The following is a 16,304-nucleotide window of genomic DNA, read 5'->3' on the forward strand; positions in this document are numbered from 1 at the left end:
TATGTTTAATAAGAGAAAAGGAAAATCTTTGTTTTTAAAGATAATAAAACATATGCCTTCTAACTCGCTCAGGATTTTTTTATTAGAAAAAATGTTTGGCTATTCTATTGGAAAAAATGTCAAAATTGGGAAAGTCATAATAAACTGCAATAAAGTAACAATTGGAGATAATGTTTACATTGCGAACAATAACCTAATTTTATGCAAAGAATTGTCAATAGGACAGAAAACTTCAATTCATTCTGGGAATGTATTTCAGGGAAGTGCTAATTTCTCTATTGGTACAAATTCAAGAATTATAAATAATCATTATTTCGATTTGTATCATAATATAGAAATAGGTAATAACACCTGGATTGCTGGTAAAGGTAGCCAGTTTTGGACACATGGTTCCATTCACACAAAATTAAAAACCAAAGATTTATCAATTAAAATTAAAAATGATATTTATATTGGGTCAGCTTCATGTTTTGCCCCAGGAGTATGTATTGAAAGTGAAAATTTAATTGGGTTAGGCAGTGTAATAACAAAGAGTTTTTTAGAGAATAAAACTATTATTGCAGGTAACCCTGCAATAGTAGTAAAACAAGATGTTGATTGGAGAATAAATTGGTAACAATAATGAAAAAAATACTCATAGTTGTAGATTCGATAAATATAGAAGACAGTAGTGGATCTAAAGCCAATGTTGCACTAATTAATAATTTACGGCTGGCAGGATTCGAAGTTTTGGTTTGCCATTATACGTTAAGAGATATTGAATTAACAAATATAAACACTTATGCAATTGCTGAAATAAAAACAAGTGTCACTTATTTTTTAAGCAGATTACAGCGTGTTGTAAGCCGAAATTTAAAAGTTAATTTAGCTCCTTTTTTAGAACGATGGTTTGGTTTTTCATTTTCTTTTTTTAATGATACCAAGAGTATAAAAAAAGCATTGAAAAAAAATGAATTTAAACCGGATTTAGTTTTAACTTTAAGTAAAGGGGCGAGCTTTAGACCACATTACGCAGTACTTAAGACACCTCATTTTCACGAAAAATGGATAGCATATGTGCATGATCCGTTTCCTTTTCATTTTTATCCGAGACCATACAATTGGATAGAATCAAGCTATCGTCAAAAAGAACAATTTTTTAAAGAGCTTTCTTTAAAAGCCATGCATAGTGCATTTCCTAGTGAATTATTGAAAGAATGGATGAGTAGTTATTTTCCTAATTTTGAAAAAACAGGAATTATTATTCCGCATCAAAATGAAAGATATAAAATTCAAAATACTTCTTTTCCATCTTACTTTAATGTTTCGAAATTCAATTTGCTCCATGCTGGAAATTTAATGAAACAGCGATCCCCTGAAGGTTTGATAAAAGGCTTTAATCTGTTTTTGGAACAAAATCCAGATGCAAAAATAGATGCAAAACTTCTATTGTTAGGTAATGCCTCTTATCATAATGAAATGCTGGAAAATTATAAAAAAAATATTCCTGAACTATATATTCATAGTGGAAACAAACCTTTTGATGAAGTCTATAATTTACAAAAAAATGTATCAGTTAATATAATTTTAGAAGCAAAAGGAGAAATTAGTCCTTTTCTTCCTGCTAAATTCCCTCATTGTGTTGAAGCTAATAAGACAATCCTTTCTCTGGGTCCATATTATAGCGAAACGAAAAGATTGTTAGGCAAAGATTATGAATTTTGGTCAGAAGTTGATGATGTACAAAGAATTGCCTTACTGATTGAGAAACTATATCAAATATGGAAAAGAAATCCTGATGATTTACAACTAAATAGAAAAGATCTTGAAGAATATGTATCGGTCGAACATTTAAAAGAAATAATAAACAAATTACCTGTTAATTAATGCTAAATTCGAGTTTTTCAATTTTAATTACCACCAAAAATCGTAAAGATGATTTGGCTTTCACTCTTCAAAAAATTCAAAACCTATTAGATAAAGAGAAGATAGTTTGTGTTGTATTTGATGATGGATCGATAGATGGAACATCGGATTTTGTAAAAGAAAATTATCCTCAAATTGTTTTACATACTAATAAAATTTCTAAAGGATATTTATATTGCCGAAATAAGATGTTAAATGAAACTGTAACAGATTTTGCTATTTCATTAGACGACGACGCAAATTTTGTTACTGAGAAACCTTTGGAAAATATTGAGGAATACTTTGAAAAAAATAAAAAAGCAGGATTGCTAGGGTTTAGGGTTTTTTGGTCTAAAGAAAGTCCTAATAATGTTTTTTCTAATGATCAGCCAACAAGAATGAAAAGTTTTGTAGGCTGTGCTCATGTTTGGCGAATAAAAGCATGGAAAGATATTCCAAATTATCCAGAATGGTTTGTTTTTTACGGGGAAGAAGATTTTGCTTCTTATCAACTATTTAAAAAGAATTGGGAAATACACTATTTACCATATGTTTTGGTAAATCATAGAGTTGATGTTGTAACCAGAAAAAACAATAATGATTATGCCTTACGATTACAAAGATCATTGCGATCCGGTTGGTATTTATTTTTTTTGTTCTATCCTATTTCAATTATTCCAAGAAAAATGGTTTATTCTATTTGGATACAACTCAAATCAAAGGTATTTAAAGGTGATTTAAAAGCTTTAAAGGCCCTTGTTTTAGCTTTATTTGATTTGCTGTTTTCTTTTCCTAAAATTATAAAAAATGCTAATCGCTTGTCAATGCAGGAATATAAAGATTTTCAAAATTTAGAAGATGCTAAAATCTATTGGAAGCCTGAAAAATAATTATTTTGTTAATTAAACCAAGTAAGAAAATTAAAATATGAAATCAGAATCATCACCTTATATCATTGCCGAAATTGGTCAGGCACACGAGGGCAGTTTGGGAATTTTACATTCTTACATTGACGCTGTTGCTCAAACTGGTGTTGATGCTATAAAGTTTCAGATGCATATTGCCGAAGCTGAAAGCAGTGAACACGAACCATTTCGTGTAAAGTTTTCCCTGGAAGATGAAACAAGATTTGATTATTGGAAGCGTATGGGGTTTTCTTTAGAACAATGGAAAGGAATTAAAAAACATTGTGATGAGGTTGGATTAGATTTTATTTGTTCACCTTTTAGTAATTTGGCAGTTGAATGGCTAGAAGAAGTGGGTGTAGAATGTTACAAAATTGGTTCAGGCGAAGTCAATAATTTTTTAATTTTAGAAAAAATTGCACAAACAGGCAAACATATAATCTTATCTTCAGGGATGAGTTCATATTCTGAATTAGATCAGACAGTTGCTTTTTTGAAAGAAAGAAATGTAGATTTTTCAATTTTACAATGTACCACAGCGTATCCAACTCAACCAGAACAATATGGATTAAATGTTATTCACGAATTGAAAAGTCGTTATAATGTATCGGTTGGTTTTTCAGACCATTCTGCAAAAATAGAAACTTGTATTGCTGCAACTGCTCTTGGAGCTGATATTCTGGAATTTCACATTGTTTTTGACAGACAGATGTTTGGTCCGGATTCAAAATCTTCTTTGACAATTTCAGAGACTAAAGATTTAGTAATTTCTGTTCGGAATATAGCTAATGCTTTATCAAATAGTATTGATAAAAATAATAACGAATCCTACTCTCCACTGAAGCAAATTTTTGAAAAATCATTGGCAGTCAACAAAGATTTACCTAAAAATCATATTTTGACTTTTGATGATTTAGAATCAAAAAAGCCAAAAGGATTAGGAATAGACGCTTCTCGTTTTCAGGAAATAATAGGGAAGGCATTGAATAAAGATTTAAAGCAATGGGATTTTTTGAATGAGGCTGATTTATTATAAACTAAGTTTAAGTTCCGTCAATCCTATAAAATTCAATTGATAATACTAAAAAATTACGTTTTACCTTTCCTCTTTTTACTACTTTAGCCCTTTAATAAATTAAAAATGCCAAAAAGAAAAATAGCTGTGGTTATCACGGCGCGTCCTTCTTACAGTCGTGTAAAAACAGTATTATCAGCTATTCAAAATCATCCGGATTTAGAATTGCTTTTGGTTGTAGCGGCCTCAGCTTTATTGGATCGATACGGTTCTGCTGTGAATTTTATCGAAAAAGATGGTTTTACAATTTCGGCCAAGGTATTTAATGTATTAGAAGGAGAGAATTTGACTGCTGCAGCAAAAACCACTGGAATTGGTATTTTGGAATTATCTACTGTTTTTGATAACCTAAAACCAGATATTGTAGTAACTGTTGCAGATCGATTTGAAACAATGGCAACTGCTATTGCAGCTTCTTATATGAATATCCCATTAGCACATATACAAGGAGGTGAAGTTACCGGGAATATTGATGAAAAAGTACGTCACGCCATAACAAAGTTGTCTGATTACCATTTTGTAGCTTCTGAGAGTGCTAAGGATAGAGTTATAAAATTAGGAGAAGATCCGGCTATGGTTTTTAATACAGGTTGTCCTTCTATTGATTTAGCAGAAGAGATTATTCACAGTAAAAATCTTCCTTTTAATCCTTACGAAAAATATGGAGGTGTGGGGGCAACACCTGATTTATCTCAGGGATATTTAGTTGTAATGCAACATCCTGTTACTACAGAATATAAAGATTCTCGAAAACATATAGAAGCTACACTAGAAGCTATTTACAAAATAAATAAACCGACACTTTGGTTTTGGCCTAATGTAGATGCAGGAGCCGACGGAACGTCTACAGGAATACGTGCTTATAGAGAGCAACATCAATTGCCAAATGTCCACTTTTTCAAGAACATGGAAGGAAAAGATTTCTTAGAATTACTGAAGCATAGCGATTGCCTGATAGGCAATTCTAGTGTTGGTATTAGAGAATGTGCCTTCTTGGGAGTTCCTGTAATTAATATTGGGTCACGTCAAAATCGAAGAGATCGCGGAGGAAACAGTGTAGATGTGGATTATTCACAGGAAGAGATAGAAGCTGCAATTGTTTCTTCAGTCCAAAAAGGGAAAACTATTTCATCCTCTATTTATGGAGATGGAAAAGCAGGTATACAAATAGCCAAATTACTAGCTGATTTGCCTTTGCAGTTTCATAAAACTATTATGTATTAATGAGAGTTTTAGCAATTATTCCAGCTCGTGGAGGGAGCAAAGGTGTACCTGGGAAAAATATTAAACTGTTAGGGGGGAAGCCTCTGATAGCTCATGCAATCGAGTGTGCTAAAAAGTGTGATAAGGTTACGAAAACAATTGTTTCAACAGATTCTGATGAGATTTTGAATATTGCCCTGAACTTTGGGGCAGAAGTTATTAAAAGACATGCAAGTTTAGCACAGGACACAAGTAATGTTGTAACTGCTGTTGCAGAAGTTTATCAAAAGCTGGAGCAGAAATTTGATTTAATAGTTCTATTGCAACCAACATCACCACTTAGAACCTCAGTTGATTTAGCAAACATAATAACAATCTTTGAAAAAGACGAATTTATTGATGGAGTTATTAGTGTAGTTCCTTTAGAAGATTATCATCCTGCAAGAATGTATAATTTAGAGAAAGATAATAAGCTGATTCCTTTTGTTAATGAAGGAGAAAGTAAAAGAAGACAAGATCTGGAGCCAGTGTATTTCAGAAACGGATGTTTTTATGCAGTAAGAGTAAAAGCTTTTTTAAAAGAAAAATCTTTTATGGTTGAAAATAAGAAAGCTTATGTGATGGATGCAAATTGGTTAGTGAATATTGATTCTTTTCGTGATTTTAAAATAGCTGAAATGTTGTATGAAGATTGGAAAAATGAAAATAGTTGTAATTGAATCTCAGGATTTTAGTGAGCAAGCTTTACTGTTGCTTTCAGAAATTGGAACAGTAATTTTGTTAGATGTTCAGGATGAAAACTCCTTGCAGGATTACTTAAAAGATGCTGATATTCTGTTTGTAAGGCTTCGATTTCATATTAGTGCCAAAATTATTGATTCTGCTCCCCAATTAAAATATATTTTAACTGCTACGACTGGTTTAGACCACATTGATGTAAACTATTTTCAGAGTAAAGGAGGAGAAGTTATTTCTTTGAAAGGAGAGTACGATTTTTTGAGTTCTATTCCTTCAACCGCAGAGCATACATGGGGATTAATTTTGGCTCTGATGCGTAATATGACGAAAGCATTTGATGATGTTAAAAATGGTTTTTGGAGAAGAGATTTATTTAAAGGAAATAATCTAAAAGGAAAAAAAATTGGTTTATTAGGACTTGGAAGAGTAGGTCTACAAGTAGCCAGTTATGCAGAAGTATTTGGAATGGAAATTGGTTTTTATGATCATAAAAATATAGAAAAAACAAATTATAAGAGTTTTAATAATCCAAAAGAACTGTTTAGTTGGGCCGATATAATTTCGATACATATTCCATTAAACCATGAAAACATTCATTTTGTTAATGGCGAGTTATTGGACCAAATTAAAAGTGATGCGGTTTTAATAAATACATCAAGAGGTGCTGTCGTTGATGAAATATATTTATGCCAACTCATAGAAAAAAAAATGATTAAAGGATATGCTTCTGATGTTTTAGAAAACGAAATTAATTCTAAGAATAACTTAGAAAATGAAAGATTGATAATGTTGGCGAAACAAAACTATAATGTGATATTAACGCCGCATATTGCAGGAGCAACTTATGAGTCAATGGAAATGACAGAGGAATTTGTAGTTGGAAAGTTTTTTAAAATGATAAATGGAAATTAAGATGAGTAAATTGGGGATAGTTATCACAGACGGGGTTGGATTTAGAAACTTTGTACTTACTGATTTTTGTCAGAAGGCTCAGGAATCTTTTACTGAAATAACTATATTTTCCTGTTTGCCAAAGGAAGCTTACAAAGATGTTGAAGTGTTTTTTAAAATTATTGAGTTGCCTGTTTTTGAAGAAAAATTTCCTACTTGGTTTTTTAGGAAAATAAAAGAAGTAGCACATTTACAACTGCACAAAAGCGAAAATGAGGGAATAAGTTCAAATTTGAAGAAAAATGAATCGAAAGCGAAAAGCTTTAGAGGGTATTCAACCCGACTTATATTTAAAATTTCATCCTTTCTGAATTCCGAAAAATGGATTCAAAGATTCAATAGATGGCAACAAAACTCCTTTAAAAATAATACAATCGTTAAAGAATATGCAAGCATTCTTAAAAATGAAAATATTGATATTTTATTCTTTACTCATCAAAGGCCTCCTTTTATAGCTCCATTAATATATCAGGCAGAAAAATTTAAAATAAAAACCGCTTCTTTTATTTTTAGTTGGGATAATTTAGCTTCTAAAGGCAGGATGTCTGGAAATTTTAATTATTATTTGGTTTGGAGTGATTTAATGAAATCAGAACTCTTGCATTTTTATTCTTCTATTGTTAATGATCAAATTGAAGTTGTAGGAACTCCTCAGTTTGAACCTTATGTTTTAGACAGGTATCAATCCCGTAATATAGATTTTATAAATAAATTCAATATGGACACATCTCTTAAAACTATTTGCTTTAGTTGTGGTGATGTTTCCACTAGTCAAAATGATGTATTGTATATTGATACTATCGCCAATGCTATTATAGATAAAAAAATCCCTGAAGTTAATTTTTTGGTTAGAACTTCTCCAGCTGAAGATGGAAAACGATTTAAAGATTTGTTAGAAAAATATCCTTTCATTAAGTGGAATTTTCCTAAATGGAAACTTTTACGAAAAAATCATCAGGAAGAATGGTCTCAAAGAGTTCCGACAATTGAAGATATAATCGATTTGAGGAGTATATTAGAATTTTCAGATTTGAATATTAATATGCTTTCCACCATGAGTCTTGATTTTATGCAATTTAATAAACCTGTGATTAATCCCGCCTTTGGGAATTTAGAAAATGGGTTATATGACGATCAAAGGTTTTTGCACTATGCGCATATAAAAAATGTGATAAAGTCCAATGCAACCAGAATTGTTAAAAATAGGCAAGAACTAATAGATTCAATAGTATTATATATTAAGAATCCAGATATAGACTTAGAAAACAGAAAGCAATTAATTCAACTTCAAATAGGAAAACCACTTGAAGGAACTTCAGAAAGAATTGCAACAATCTTAAGAAAATGGAGTCAAGAAAAATAGCCATTCTTTGTAATTATCAACTCCTACCCGAACGAATAGGGGGTATGGACTATTTTTTCTGGGATTTTAATAAAAAATGCAAAGAGAATGGAATCGACGTTGATTGGTTTTTTCCAAATCACGGAATGCATGAACATTATCCAAATTTGACTATTTATAGTAATGAAAATCAAAGTGTAGAAAATAATTTCCTTGTTTTTTGTAAACAAAATCAAACTGAGTACTCTCATATCATTACGCATTTTATAGAATTATGTACTCCTTTTTTTCAAAAACTAAAAAAAATATCCAATGCCATAGTTATTGCAGTTGATCATAACCCAAGACCTTTAAATGGCTATTCATTTAAAAAGAAGATAAATAAACGAGTAAAAGGGGGGCTGTTTTCAAGATACATTGATGTATTTATAGGTGTGTCAGAATACAGTAAGAAAGAGCTTATAAAAGACTTTGGTTACTACATTAAGGATAGAATTTCGGTTATTCCTAATGGTTTAGATTTTTCAAAATTTAAACAAAAAACTTCGTTTAATTCAAATAACAAGTTCATTGTTGCCTGTCATTTAAGAAAAGAAAAAGGAATTCAAGACTTAATAACCGTAGTAAATGAAATTCATAAAAAACACAACTTTGTTTTTTCGATTGATATTTACGGCGATGGGTATTACAAGGATGAATTAAATAAAATGATTAGACATTTTTCTCTTCAGGATGTTTTTAATTTTAAAGGGAGTGTGTCAAATTTAAGTGAAGTTTATTGTAATTATGATTACTTGATACATCCGTCACATGGCGAAACATTTTGTTATACTGTTCTTGAAAGTTTAGTTTGTAATTTGCCAGTTATAACAACTCAAAATGAAGGAAATGTTCTTGGTTTAGTAAAGGAAAATCAAAATGGATTTTTATTTGAAGCATCCAAAACGGATCAATTGAAAAAGATTTTATTAAATATTTTTAATCAAAATCTAATTTTAGAAAATAAATCAGTTATTAATGATAATTTGCAAACTTTTTCTCTGACTAAAATGGTAGATAATTATTTTGAGTTAATTTAGGGAAATAATCAATTGTAAATTATTAAAGTTCTCATTAACAATATATATGTTTTTTAACTCATTAGCATTTGCTATTTTCTTACCAATCGTTTTTTTCTTGTATTGGTTTGTCTTTAATAAAACCAAAAGCACACAAAATGCTTTATTAATTGTTGCTAGTTACTATTTTTACTCTTGTTGGGATTGGAGATTTCTATTTTTATTGGTTTTCTCTACTTTTCTAGATTATTATACCGGAATTCAAATCGAAAAAGGCAAATCTGATAAGAGTCGAAAGTTTTGGTTTTGGTTAAGTATTAGTATCAATCTAGGTTTCCTTGGAATTTTTAAATACTATAATTTTTTTGCTGCTTCATTCGCTGAATTATTAAATTCAGTTGGTGTTCAGGCAAGTCCAATTTTATTAAATGTAATTCTTCCGGTCGGAATTTCATTTTATACTTTTCATGGCTTATCTTACGTAATTGATATCTACTTTAAGCGAATAAAGGCTGAATATAACTTTATAGATTATTCTCTTTTTGTCAGCTATTTTCCGCTTTTGGTGGCCGGTCCCATTGAGAGAGCCACACATTTATTACCTGAAATAAAAGTAAAGCGAGAATTTGATCTGGAAAAAGCTAAAGAAGGTATTTATCAAATCGTATGGGGATTAGTAAAAAAAGTAGTCATTGCAGATACTTGCGCCATGTATGCAAATGCAATTTTTGATCATTATCAATCAATGAATTCCTTTTCATTGATTCTGGGAGCAATTTACTTTGCTTTCCAAATTTATGGCGACTTTTCCGGTTACTCTGATATTGCTTTGGGAGTTTCAAAATTGTTTGGTTTAGATTTACTCCGGAATTTCAATTATCCTTATTTTTCGAGAGATATTGCCGAGTTTTGGCGTCGTTGGCATATTTCGCTTTCGTCTTGGTTCAGAGATTATCTTTATATTCCACTAGGAGGAAGTAAAGGAGGGTTATGGATGAAAATCAGAAACACTTTTATCATTTTTACAGTTAGCGGTTTTTGGCATGGTGCCAATTGGACTTATATTGCATGGGGATTCATTAATGCTGTTTACTTTTTACCATTGCTTCTGTCAAATAGTAATAGAAATAATATGGATGCAATTCAGCTAAAATTTGATTTTGATTCGGCAAAAGTAATACTTAGTATTTTCTATACTTTTTTATTGACTTGCATAGCCTGGGTGTTTTTTAGAGCTAGAACAATTAATGATGCTATTTTATACCTAAAAAGAATTTTAACTAGTAGAGATTTTAGTTTTCAATATTTAGATAATGAACGTTATAGTTATGAATTATTAGGAATGATTGGTCTTTTTGTTTTGGTCGAATGGTTTAATCGTAGCAAAATCGAACCTCTTTCAGGAAAAAGAAACTTGTTAAAAGTCGCGTTAGCCATTGTTACAATAATGGCTTTTGGAACTTTTTCAGATTATAAAGAATTTATATATTTTCAGTTTTAATGAAACGCTTTTTAATTTATACAACCAAAATTTTAATCGTAACAGCTTTAATAGCAGTTGTTCTGGACGGATTATATACGAAAGTGTTTCTGCAATCTAAAAATAGAGGAAAAATAGAAAATGTTTTCAATTCAGAACCACAGCGATACGATGTCGTTATTTTAGGATCGTCGAGAGCAAATAATCATTTTGTTTCGATGATGTTTGAAGATAAAGGATTGAAAACTTTTAATTATGGTATGAGTGGCGGGCATTTGTTTGAAGCTTCTTTAATGCTAAAATTGATGATTGAAAGAAAATATACAATTAAAAATGTCATTCTCGAAGCTGATTTAAATCTATCTAATGATAAGGAATCTGAAGGAGTCTCTGCTAAATTTCTACCCTTTATTCATAATTCTGAAGTTATAAAAAATCATTTTGCATCTCAGGAAAATTTTAAAGAGCTTTATTATATTCCCTTTTACCGATATATAAAATATGATGCAAAAATAGGATTTAGAGAAACCTATAAAATTGTAACGAATCAAACAACAAACGCTCTTGATAATCTTGGATTCTATCCATTAAAAAAATACAAAAATGGCAATATGAAGAATAATATTGTCAACTTAAATCCTTTACCTCACAATAAATATTACGAAGAAATTAAAAGCATTTGTAAAGCAAACAATATTAATTTTATTGTGGTTATGACACCAATGTGCGAAAATGTTGTAGGGATGGATTATTTTGATAAAGTTAAAAAGGGATATCCCGAAATTCATAATTATGAGAATGTAGTTGTAGAAAATAAATATTTTTCGTCTTGTGGACATATGACTGATATAGGGGCCAAGATGTTTACAGCTAGAATTTTAAAAGATTTTTTTAAGAAGTAAAACCATGAAAATAGCCTTTTTAACACCAGAATATCCGCACCCTAAAACAGGTAATTCTGGAGGTATAGGTACAAGTATTAAAAATTTAGCGACCGCACTTTTAGGAAAAGGTATTTCGGTTCGAGTGTTGGTTTATGGTCAAAAAGAAGATGCTTTTTTTGATGATAATGGAATTTTGATTCAACAGATTAAAAATGTAAAATTCAAAGGATTATCCTGGTTTCTGACAAGAAAAAAATTAGAAAGAATAATCAATAAATTATATTCTACCCAGGAAATTGATTTAATTGAAGCACCTGACTGGACTGGAATTACATCATTTATTAACCCAAATAAATGCCCAATTATAATCCGATTACATGGTTCTGATACTTATTTCTGTCATTTGGATAATCGGCCTGTAAAAAGGATAAATAGATTTCATGAAAAAAGAGCGTTAAGAAAGGCAGATGGTTTATTATCAGTAAGTCAGTTTACTGCAGATTTGACAAATGCAGTTTTTGACTTGAATAATGAATTTACAATTGTTCCAAATCTTATTGATACCAGTTTGTTTGAAATTAATACTAATTACGGTCAAAAAGAAAAAAGCATTTTATATTTTGGAAGCTTAATCCGCAAAAAAGGACTTTTAGAATTGCCTTTAATTTTTAATAAAGTAATTGAAAGCAATCCTGAAACCAAATTAATTTTAGTTGGTAAAGATGTTCCGGATATTATTTCAGGAAATCCATCTACCTGGCAAATGATGCAAAAATTATTCTCAAATAAAGCTATAGCTAACGTAATATATTTGGGGAGTGTTCCTCATGTAGAAATAAAACAGAAAATTCAAGAGGCAGCAATTTGTGTTTTTCCTTCTTTTGCTGAGGCGTTTCCTGTTGCATGGTTAGAAGCCATGGCTATGGAAAAGCCAATTGTTGCATCAAATATTGGATGGGCATGCGAAGTAATTGAAGATGAAAAGAATGGCTTTTTAGTACATCCAACTAATCATGATCTTTTTGCAAAAAAAGTAGCTACACTCTTAAAAGATGAAACCCAATGCTCAAAAGTTGGAAAATTGGCGAGAAAAAGGGTGGAAGAATCTTTTGATGTAAAGGTGTTAGTAAAGCAAAATATTGATTTTTATAAACAGTTTAAAAAACAATAACTAAGATTATAGAAATGAAATTGAAAGAATTTATAACAAGTACGGGAGAGATTATTCTTTATAGTGGGCAACCTGATTTTAATAAATTAGAACGCCTTGCCTTTGGTGCAGGTGATATTTGGCATAGCTCATTTGAGCAGGGTTATAAAAATGCTTTTCCAGAGTTAGTATATCAAACAGCTGTTTTTTTTATGTTTATTAATGATTTTAATAATCTCGATGAATGCGTTAGCTGGAGAGTTAACCCTAATCAGTTTGCTGTGCGTAAATCAATTTGGGAAACTTTAAAAGGTTTTGATGATGAATATGAAAATGTTCAGTTGAAGGCATTAGATTTTGGTTACAACGCTTTACGAAATTCAGCTGCAATTCCTTTATATATAAAAGGACTTTTTGAGGAAAAAGCTATAGAAGAAATTAAAATCTCAGTGAAAGACCGATATGTTTTTTTTAGAAAAAACTTCAAAATCGATCATTCTGTTTTTATGTTATATCGAGAAGGATTTTGGAAGTGGAAAGAATGGAATGCCTTTTTGTATGCTAAAAAAAATTTTAAACAATCATCTGAAAAACCAATTGTTAAACCACGTGAACTATTAAATATAGAAGGAAATCCATCAGTGAGTTATATTATTCCGACAATGATGAGACAGGATTTTACTTTACAATTATTGGAAGATCTAGCACTTCAGACTTATCCTGTATCACAAGTAGTTATTGTTGATGCAACTCCAGAAAATGCAAGAAACGAAAAATTATATAATGAAAAACAATTTCCTTTTAAACTAATCGTCAAGTGGCAGGAAACAAAAGGGAGTTGTAGAGCACGAAATGAAGCAATAGAATTGTGTACAGGAGATTATATTGTTTTTGGAGATGATGATGTTAGGGTGCAGCCAGAGTTTATAGAAAATCATATAAAAATACTTCAAACATATAAAGTGGTTGCCTGTAACGGGCTAGATATTCGGGCAGATAATCAACAGCAAGTATTGACAGATTTAAAGAATAAATTAGAGCAATTAGGGCAGAAAAGATGGAAAGTAGGAGCAAGTCCTGGTTTTAGTAATGCAAATTCTTGTGTAAAGAAAGAATATGTCAGAAAACTAGTTGGTAACGATATTAATTTTGATGGCGGTTATGGTGAAGACAGTGATTTTGGAATGTCATTAGTAAAATTAGGACAAATTGTAATTCATAATCCGTTTTCTGCGAACTTACATTTAAAGCCACCAATGGGTGGATATCGATTTTGGGGAAATCAGTCAAAGGTTTTAGGAAAGAAAAGAAAAGTCCAACCTTGGGAATTAGATACTCCGGTCAAATTTATTCGTCCTGTACCCAGTCCAACAATAATGTACGGAATAGTAAAACATTTTACACCAAAACAAGTAGTAGAGTATAAGTATAAACATTTCTTTTTATATCTTTTTAAAGGTTCAAAAAAAGGACTATTATATCGATTTTTAAGAATCCCATACAAGAATCTTCAGTTTAAAAAATCTCTTTTTTATGCTGAAAAATTAAACAATTTAGGTGTTAGACATAAATAAACCATGAAATTTTCCTTAATTATTTGTACATACATGCGTCCTGAGCCTTTGTTGAAATTACTGCAGTCGGTTCAAACACAAACTGTATACCCTTATGAAATTTTAATTATTGATGGATCTACAAATGATGAAACGAGAGCTATCTTAAACAAAAATCAATTTGAAAATTTAAAATATTTTTTGGTTGATGCTCAAAATCGCGGCTTAACCAAACAAAGAAATTTTGGGATTCAAAAAGTTAGTGATTATATTGGAATTATTTGTTTTTTAGACGATGATACGGTCTTAGAACCTGATTATTTTGAGAACTTACTAAATACTTATGAAGTTTTTCCAGAAGCTTTGGGTGTTGGGGGATATATATGTAATGAGATAAAATGGGAAAAGACAGCAGAAAATTATATTCCTAAAATTAATGAATTTTATTTTGATGGCTGGAAACGTAAAGATGGAAGTCGTTTTGTGCTTCGGAAAAAACTGAATCTGGATAGTGATTGTCCGCCAGGATTTTCGCCAGGATTTTCGCATGGAAGAAGCGTTGGTTTTTTGCCACCAAGTAATAAAATTTATGAAGTAGAGCAATTAATGGGAGGGGTTTCTTCTTTTAAAAAATCAGTTTTTGAAAAACTTTCTTTTTCCACTTATTTTGAAGGCTACGGTTTATATGAAGATGCCGACTTTACCTTAAGAGTCGCAAAAATTGGAAAATTATATCTGAATACCAAAGCAAAATTAGATCATTTTCATGACTTATCTGGAAGACCAAATCAATATATATATGGTAAAATGGTGGTAAGGAACGGATGGTATGTCTGGCACGTAAAAAACCCTAATCCTTCCTTTAGAGATCGGTTCAAATGGAATATGATAACCTTAGTGCTTACTTTAATTCGATTTAGTAATTCAGTTACAGGATCTAATCGGAAAGAAGCTTTAACAGAGGCAGTTGGTAGGACTATTGGTTGGTTGAGTTTAACATTAAATAAACCTGCATTATCTAATTATAATGGAAAATAAAGAGGATAGAGGATAAATATACGTATAAGTAAGAAATTATGAAATTAGAATTATTACTATGGACTCCACATTTAAATCAACTCATTTATTCCTATTTTTATTTTTGTAAAGAAGAAAATATAAAAGTAAACATTGTTAAAAATGAAATTGTAAAGTACAATGGGGCAATATTGCATGTAAATAGTAAAACTGTTTTTTTTGATTATTCTGATGATTCGAATTTTATAGATTCTTCAGAAAATTTTGATTTTTATTTTAAACGGTCTCTTCGTTCAGAAAACTACATTAATAATATATATCCTTTGAATTTTAATTTATCAATAACATATAAAAGTCATTTGTTATTAATGAATTTAAAAAAAGATTTATTGTTTGATAAATCTAGCAGAACAGAGGTTATACGGGCAATAGACAGGTATGCCTTATTTACGAATGCATCGCATAGTATTTTAGATATTCAAAGATATCCTCGAAAAAACATTGATAATGGAGGAAATATAATTTTTCATACAAGATTATGGAATCCTGATAGTCATAAAGATGAGGATGAAAAAGAACGTCGGAGAAATCAAAATGAATTTAGAATTAATGCTTGTCGTTTATTAAAAAAAACATTTAAAAAGGCATCAGTTGGTTTGTTGGCAGATAACTTTTCAAGTGAACTAGCACCAGATCTATTGTTAGATTCTAAACAGTCTAATAAAAATAATTACCTTAAGCTTTTAAATAATTATGACATTTGCATTGCTGATGACGGACTTAAAGATACACCTGGATGGAAAATCGGGGAGTATTTGTTGTATGGAAAAGCTGTTGTAACTACTCCATTAAATATTCAAGTTGATAATTTTAATGAACATGTAAATTACGAAAGATTAATCTCACGAAGTTCTTATTTGGAGCTACCTGAGAAAATTGAAAATCTGTTGGCGGAAAAAAAATATTTAGAAATGGGTGAAAACAATAGATTGTGGGCCGATGTATACTTACATCCTAAAAATTATATCAAAAGAATTTTGTCTATTGTGGAAAATAATATATAG

At 30.4% G+C, this 16,304-nt stretch carries 15 protein-coding genes; all 15 read left to right on the plus strand.

What is annotated here, in order from left to right; all coding sequences use genetic code 11:
* Position 1 precedes the first annotated feature (1 nt).
* The 15 genes from IHE43_RS06190 to IHE43_RS06260 all read left to right on the plus strand — a co-directional run bounded on the left by IHE43_RS06190 (position 2) and on the right by IHE43_RS06260 (position 16,304).
* The gene (locus tag IHE43_RS06190) at positions 2-616 is read left to right on the plus strand and encodes a hypothetical protein (protein ID WP_192187143.1); all 615 of its coding nucleotides are present in this window, start codon (positions 2-4) and stop codon (positions 614-616) included.
* Complete coding sequence (locus IHE43_RS06195) at positions 598-1,866, plus strand: UDP-glycosyltransferase (RefSeq protein WP_192187144.1); 1,269 nt, start codon at positions 598-600, stop codon at positions 1,864-1,866. The genes IHE43_RS06190 and IHE43_RS06195 overlap by 19 nt, the downstream gene beginning before the upstream one ends.
* The gene (locus IHE43_RS06200) at positions 1,866-2,774 is read left to right on the plus strand and encodes a glycosyltransferase family 2 protein (protein ID WP_192187145.1); all 909 of its coding nucleotides are present in this window, start codon (positions 1,866-1,868) and stop codon (positions 2,772-2,774) included. The genes IHE43_RS06195 and IHE43_RS06200 overlap by 1 nt, the downstream gene beginning before the upstream one ends.
* Before the next feature lie 37 nt (positions 2,775-2,811).
* The gene (locus IHE43_RS06205) at positions 2,812-3,825 is read left to right on the plus strand and encodes an N-acetylneuraminate synthase family protein (protein ID WP_192187146.1); all 1,014 of its coding nucleotides are present in this window, start codon (positions 2,812-2,814) and stop codon (positions 3,823-3,825) included.
* Between the two features lie 105 nt (positions 3,826-3,930).
* Positions 3,931-5,088: a UDP-N-acetylglucosamine 2-epimerase gene (neuC, locus tag IHE43_RS06210; RefSeq protein WP_192187147.1), complete on the plus strand. Its 1,158-nt coding sequence runs from the start codon at positions 3,931-3,933 to the stop codon at positions 5,086-5,088.
* Complete coding sequence (locus IHE43_RS06215; protein ID WP_192187148.1) at positions 5,088-5,786, plus strand: cytidylyltransferase domain-containing protein; 699 nt, start codon at positions 5,088-5,090, stop codon at positions 5,784-5,786. Before neuC ends, IHE43_RS06215 begins: the two co-directional genes overlap by 1 nt.
* Complete coding sequence (locus IHE43_RS06220) at positions 5,767-6,717, plus strand: D-isomer specific 2-hydroxyacid dehydrogenase family protein (protein ID WP_192187149.1); 951 nt, start codon at positions 5,767-5,769, stop codon at positions 6,715-6,717. Before IHE43_RS06215 ends, IHE43_RS06220 begins: the two co-directional genes overlap by 20 nt.
* Positions 6,707-8,119, plus strand: coding sequence for a hypothetical protein (locus IHE43_RS06225; protein ID WP_225585420.1), 1,413 nt, complete (start codon positions 6,707-6,709; stop codon positions 8,117-8,119). The genes IHE43_RS06220 and IHE43_RS06225 overlap by 11 nt, the downstream gene beginning before the upstream one ends.
* The gene (locus IHE43_RS06230) at positions 8,101-9,177 is read left to right on the plus strand and encodes a glycosyltransferase family 4 protein (RefSeq protein WP_192187150.1); all 1,077 of its coding nucleotides are present in this window, start codon (positions 8,101-8,103) and stop codon (positions 9,175-9,177) included. Before IHE43_RS06225 ends, IHE43_RS06230 begins: the two co-directional genes overlap by 19 nt.
* A gap of 46 nt (positions 9,178-9,223) precedes the next feature.
* Complete coding sequence (locus tag IHE43_RS06235; protein ID WP_192187151.1) at positions 9,224-10,657, plus strand: MBOAT family protein; 1,434 nt, start codon at positions 9,224-9,226, stop codon at positions 10,655-10,657.
* Positions 10,657-11,538 carry a hypothetical protein gene (locus IHE43_RS06240; protein WP_192187152.1) on the plus strand — a complete coding sequence of 294 codons (882 nt, stop codon included), beginning with the start codon at positions 10,657-10,659 and terminating at the stop codon, positions 11,536-11,538. The genes IHE43_RS06235 and IHE43_RS06240 overlap by 1 nt, the downstream gene beginning before the upstream one ends.
* A 4-nt stretch (positions 11,539-11,542) precedes the next feature.
* A complete protein-coding gene (locus IHE43_RS06245) occupies positions 11,543-12,691 on the plus strand; it encodes a glycosyltransferase family 4 protein (RefSeq protein ID WP_192187153.1) in 1,149 nt (382 codons plus the stop codon).
* A gap of 14 nt (positions 12,692-12,705) precedes the next feature.
* Positions 12,706-14,244: a glycosyltransferase family 2 protein gene (locus IHE43_RS06250; protein ID WP_192187154.1), complete on the plus strand. Its 1,539-nt coding sequence runs from the start codon at positions 12,706-12,708 to the stop codon at positions 14,242-14,244.
* Between the two features lie 3 nt (positions 14,245-14,247).
* Positions 14,248-15,261 carry a glycosyltransferase family 2 protein gene (locus IHE43_RS06255; protein ID WP_192187155.1) on the plus strand — a complete coding sequence of 338 codons (1,014 nt, stop codon included), beginning with the start codon at positions 14,248-14,250 and terminating at the stop codon, positions 15,259-15,261.
* A gap of 38 nt (positions 15,262-15,299) precedes the next feature.
* The gene (locus IHE43_RS06260) at positions 15,300-16,304 is read left to right on the plus strand and encodes a hypothetical protein (protein WP_192187156.1); all 1,005 of its coding nucleotides are present in this window, start codon (positions 15,300-15,302) and stop codon (positions 16,302-16,304) included.

This window comes from Flavobacterium sp. MDT1-60 (assembly GCF_014844035.1).
Taxonomy (GTDB): Bacteria; Bacteroidota; Bacteroidia; order Flavobacteriales; family Flavobacteriaceae; genus Flavobacterium.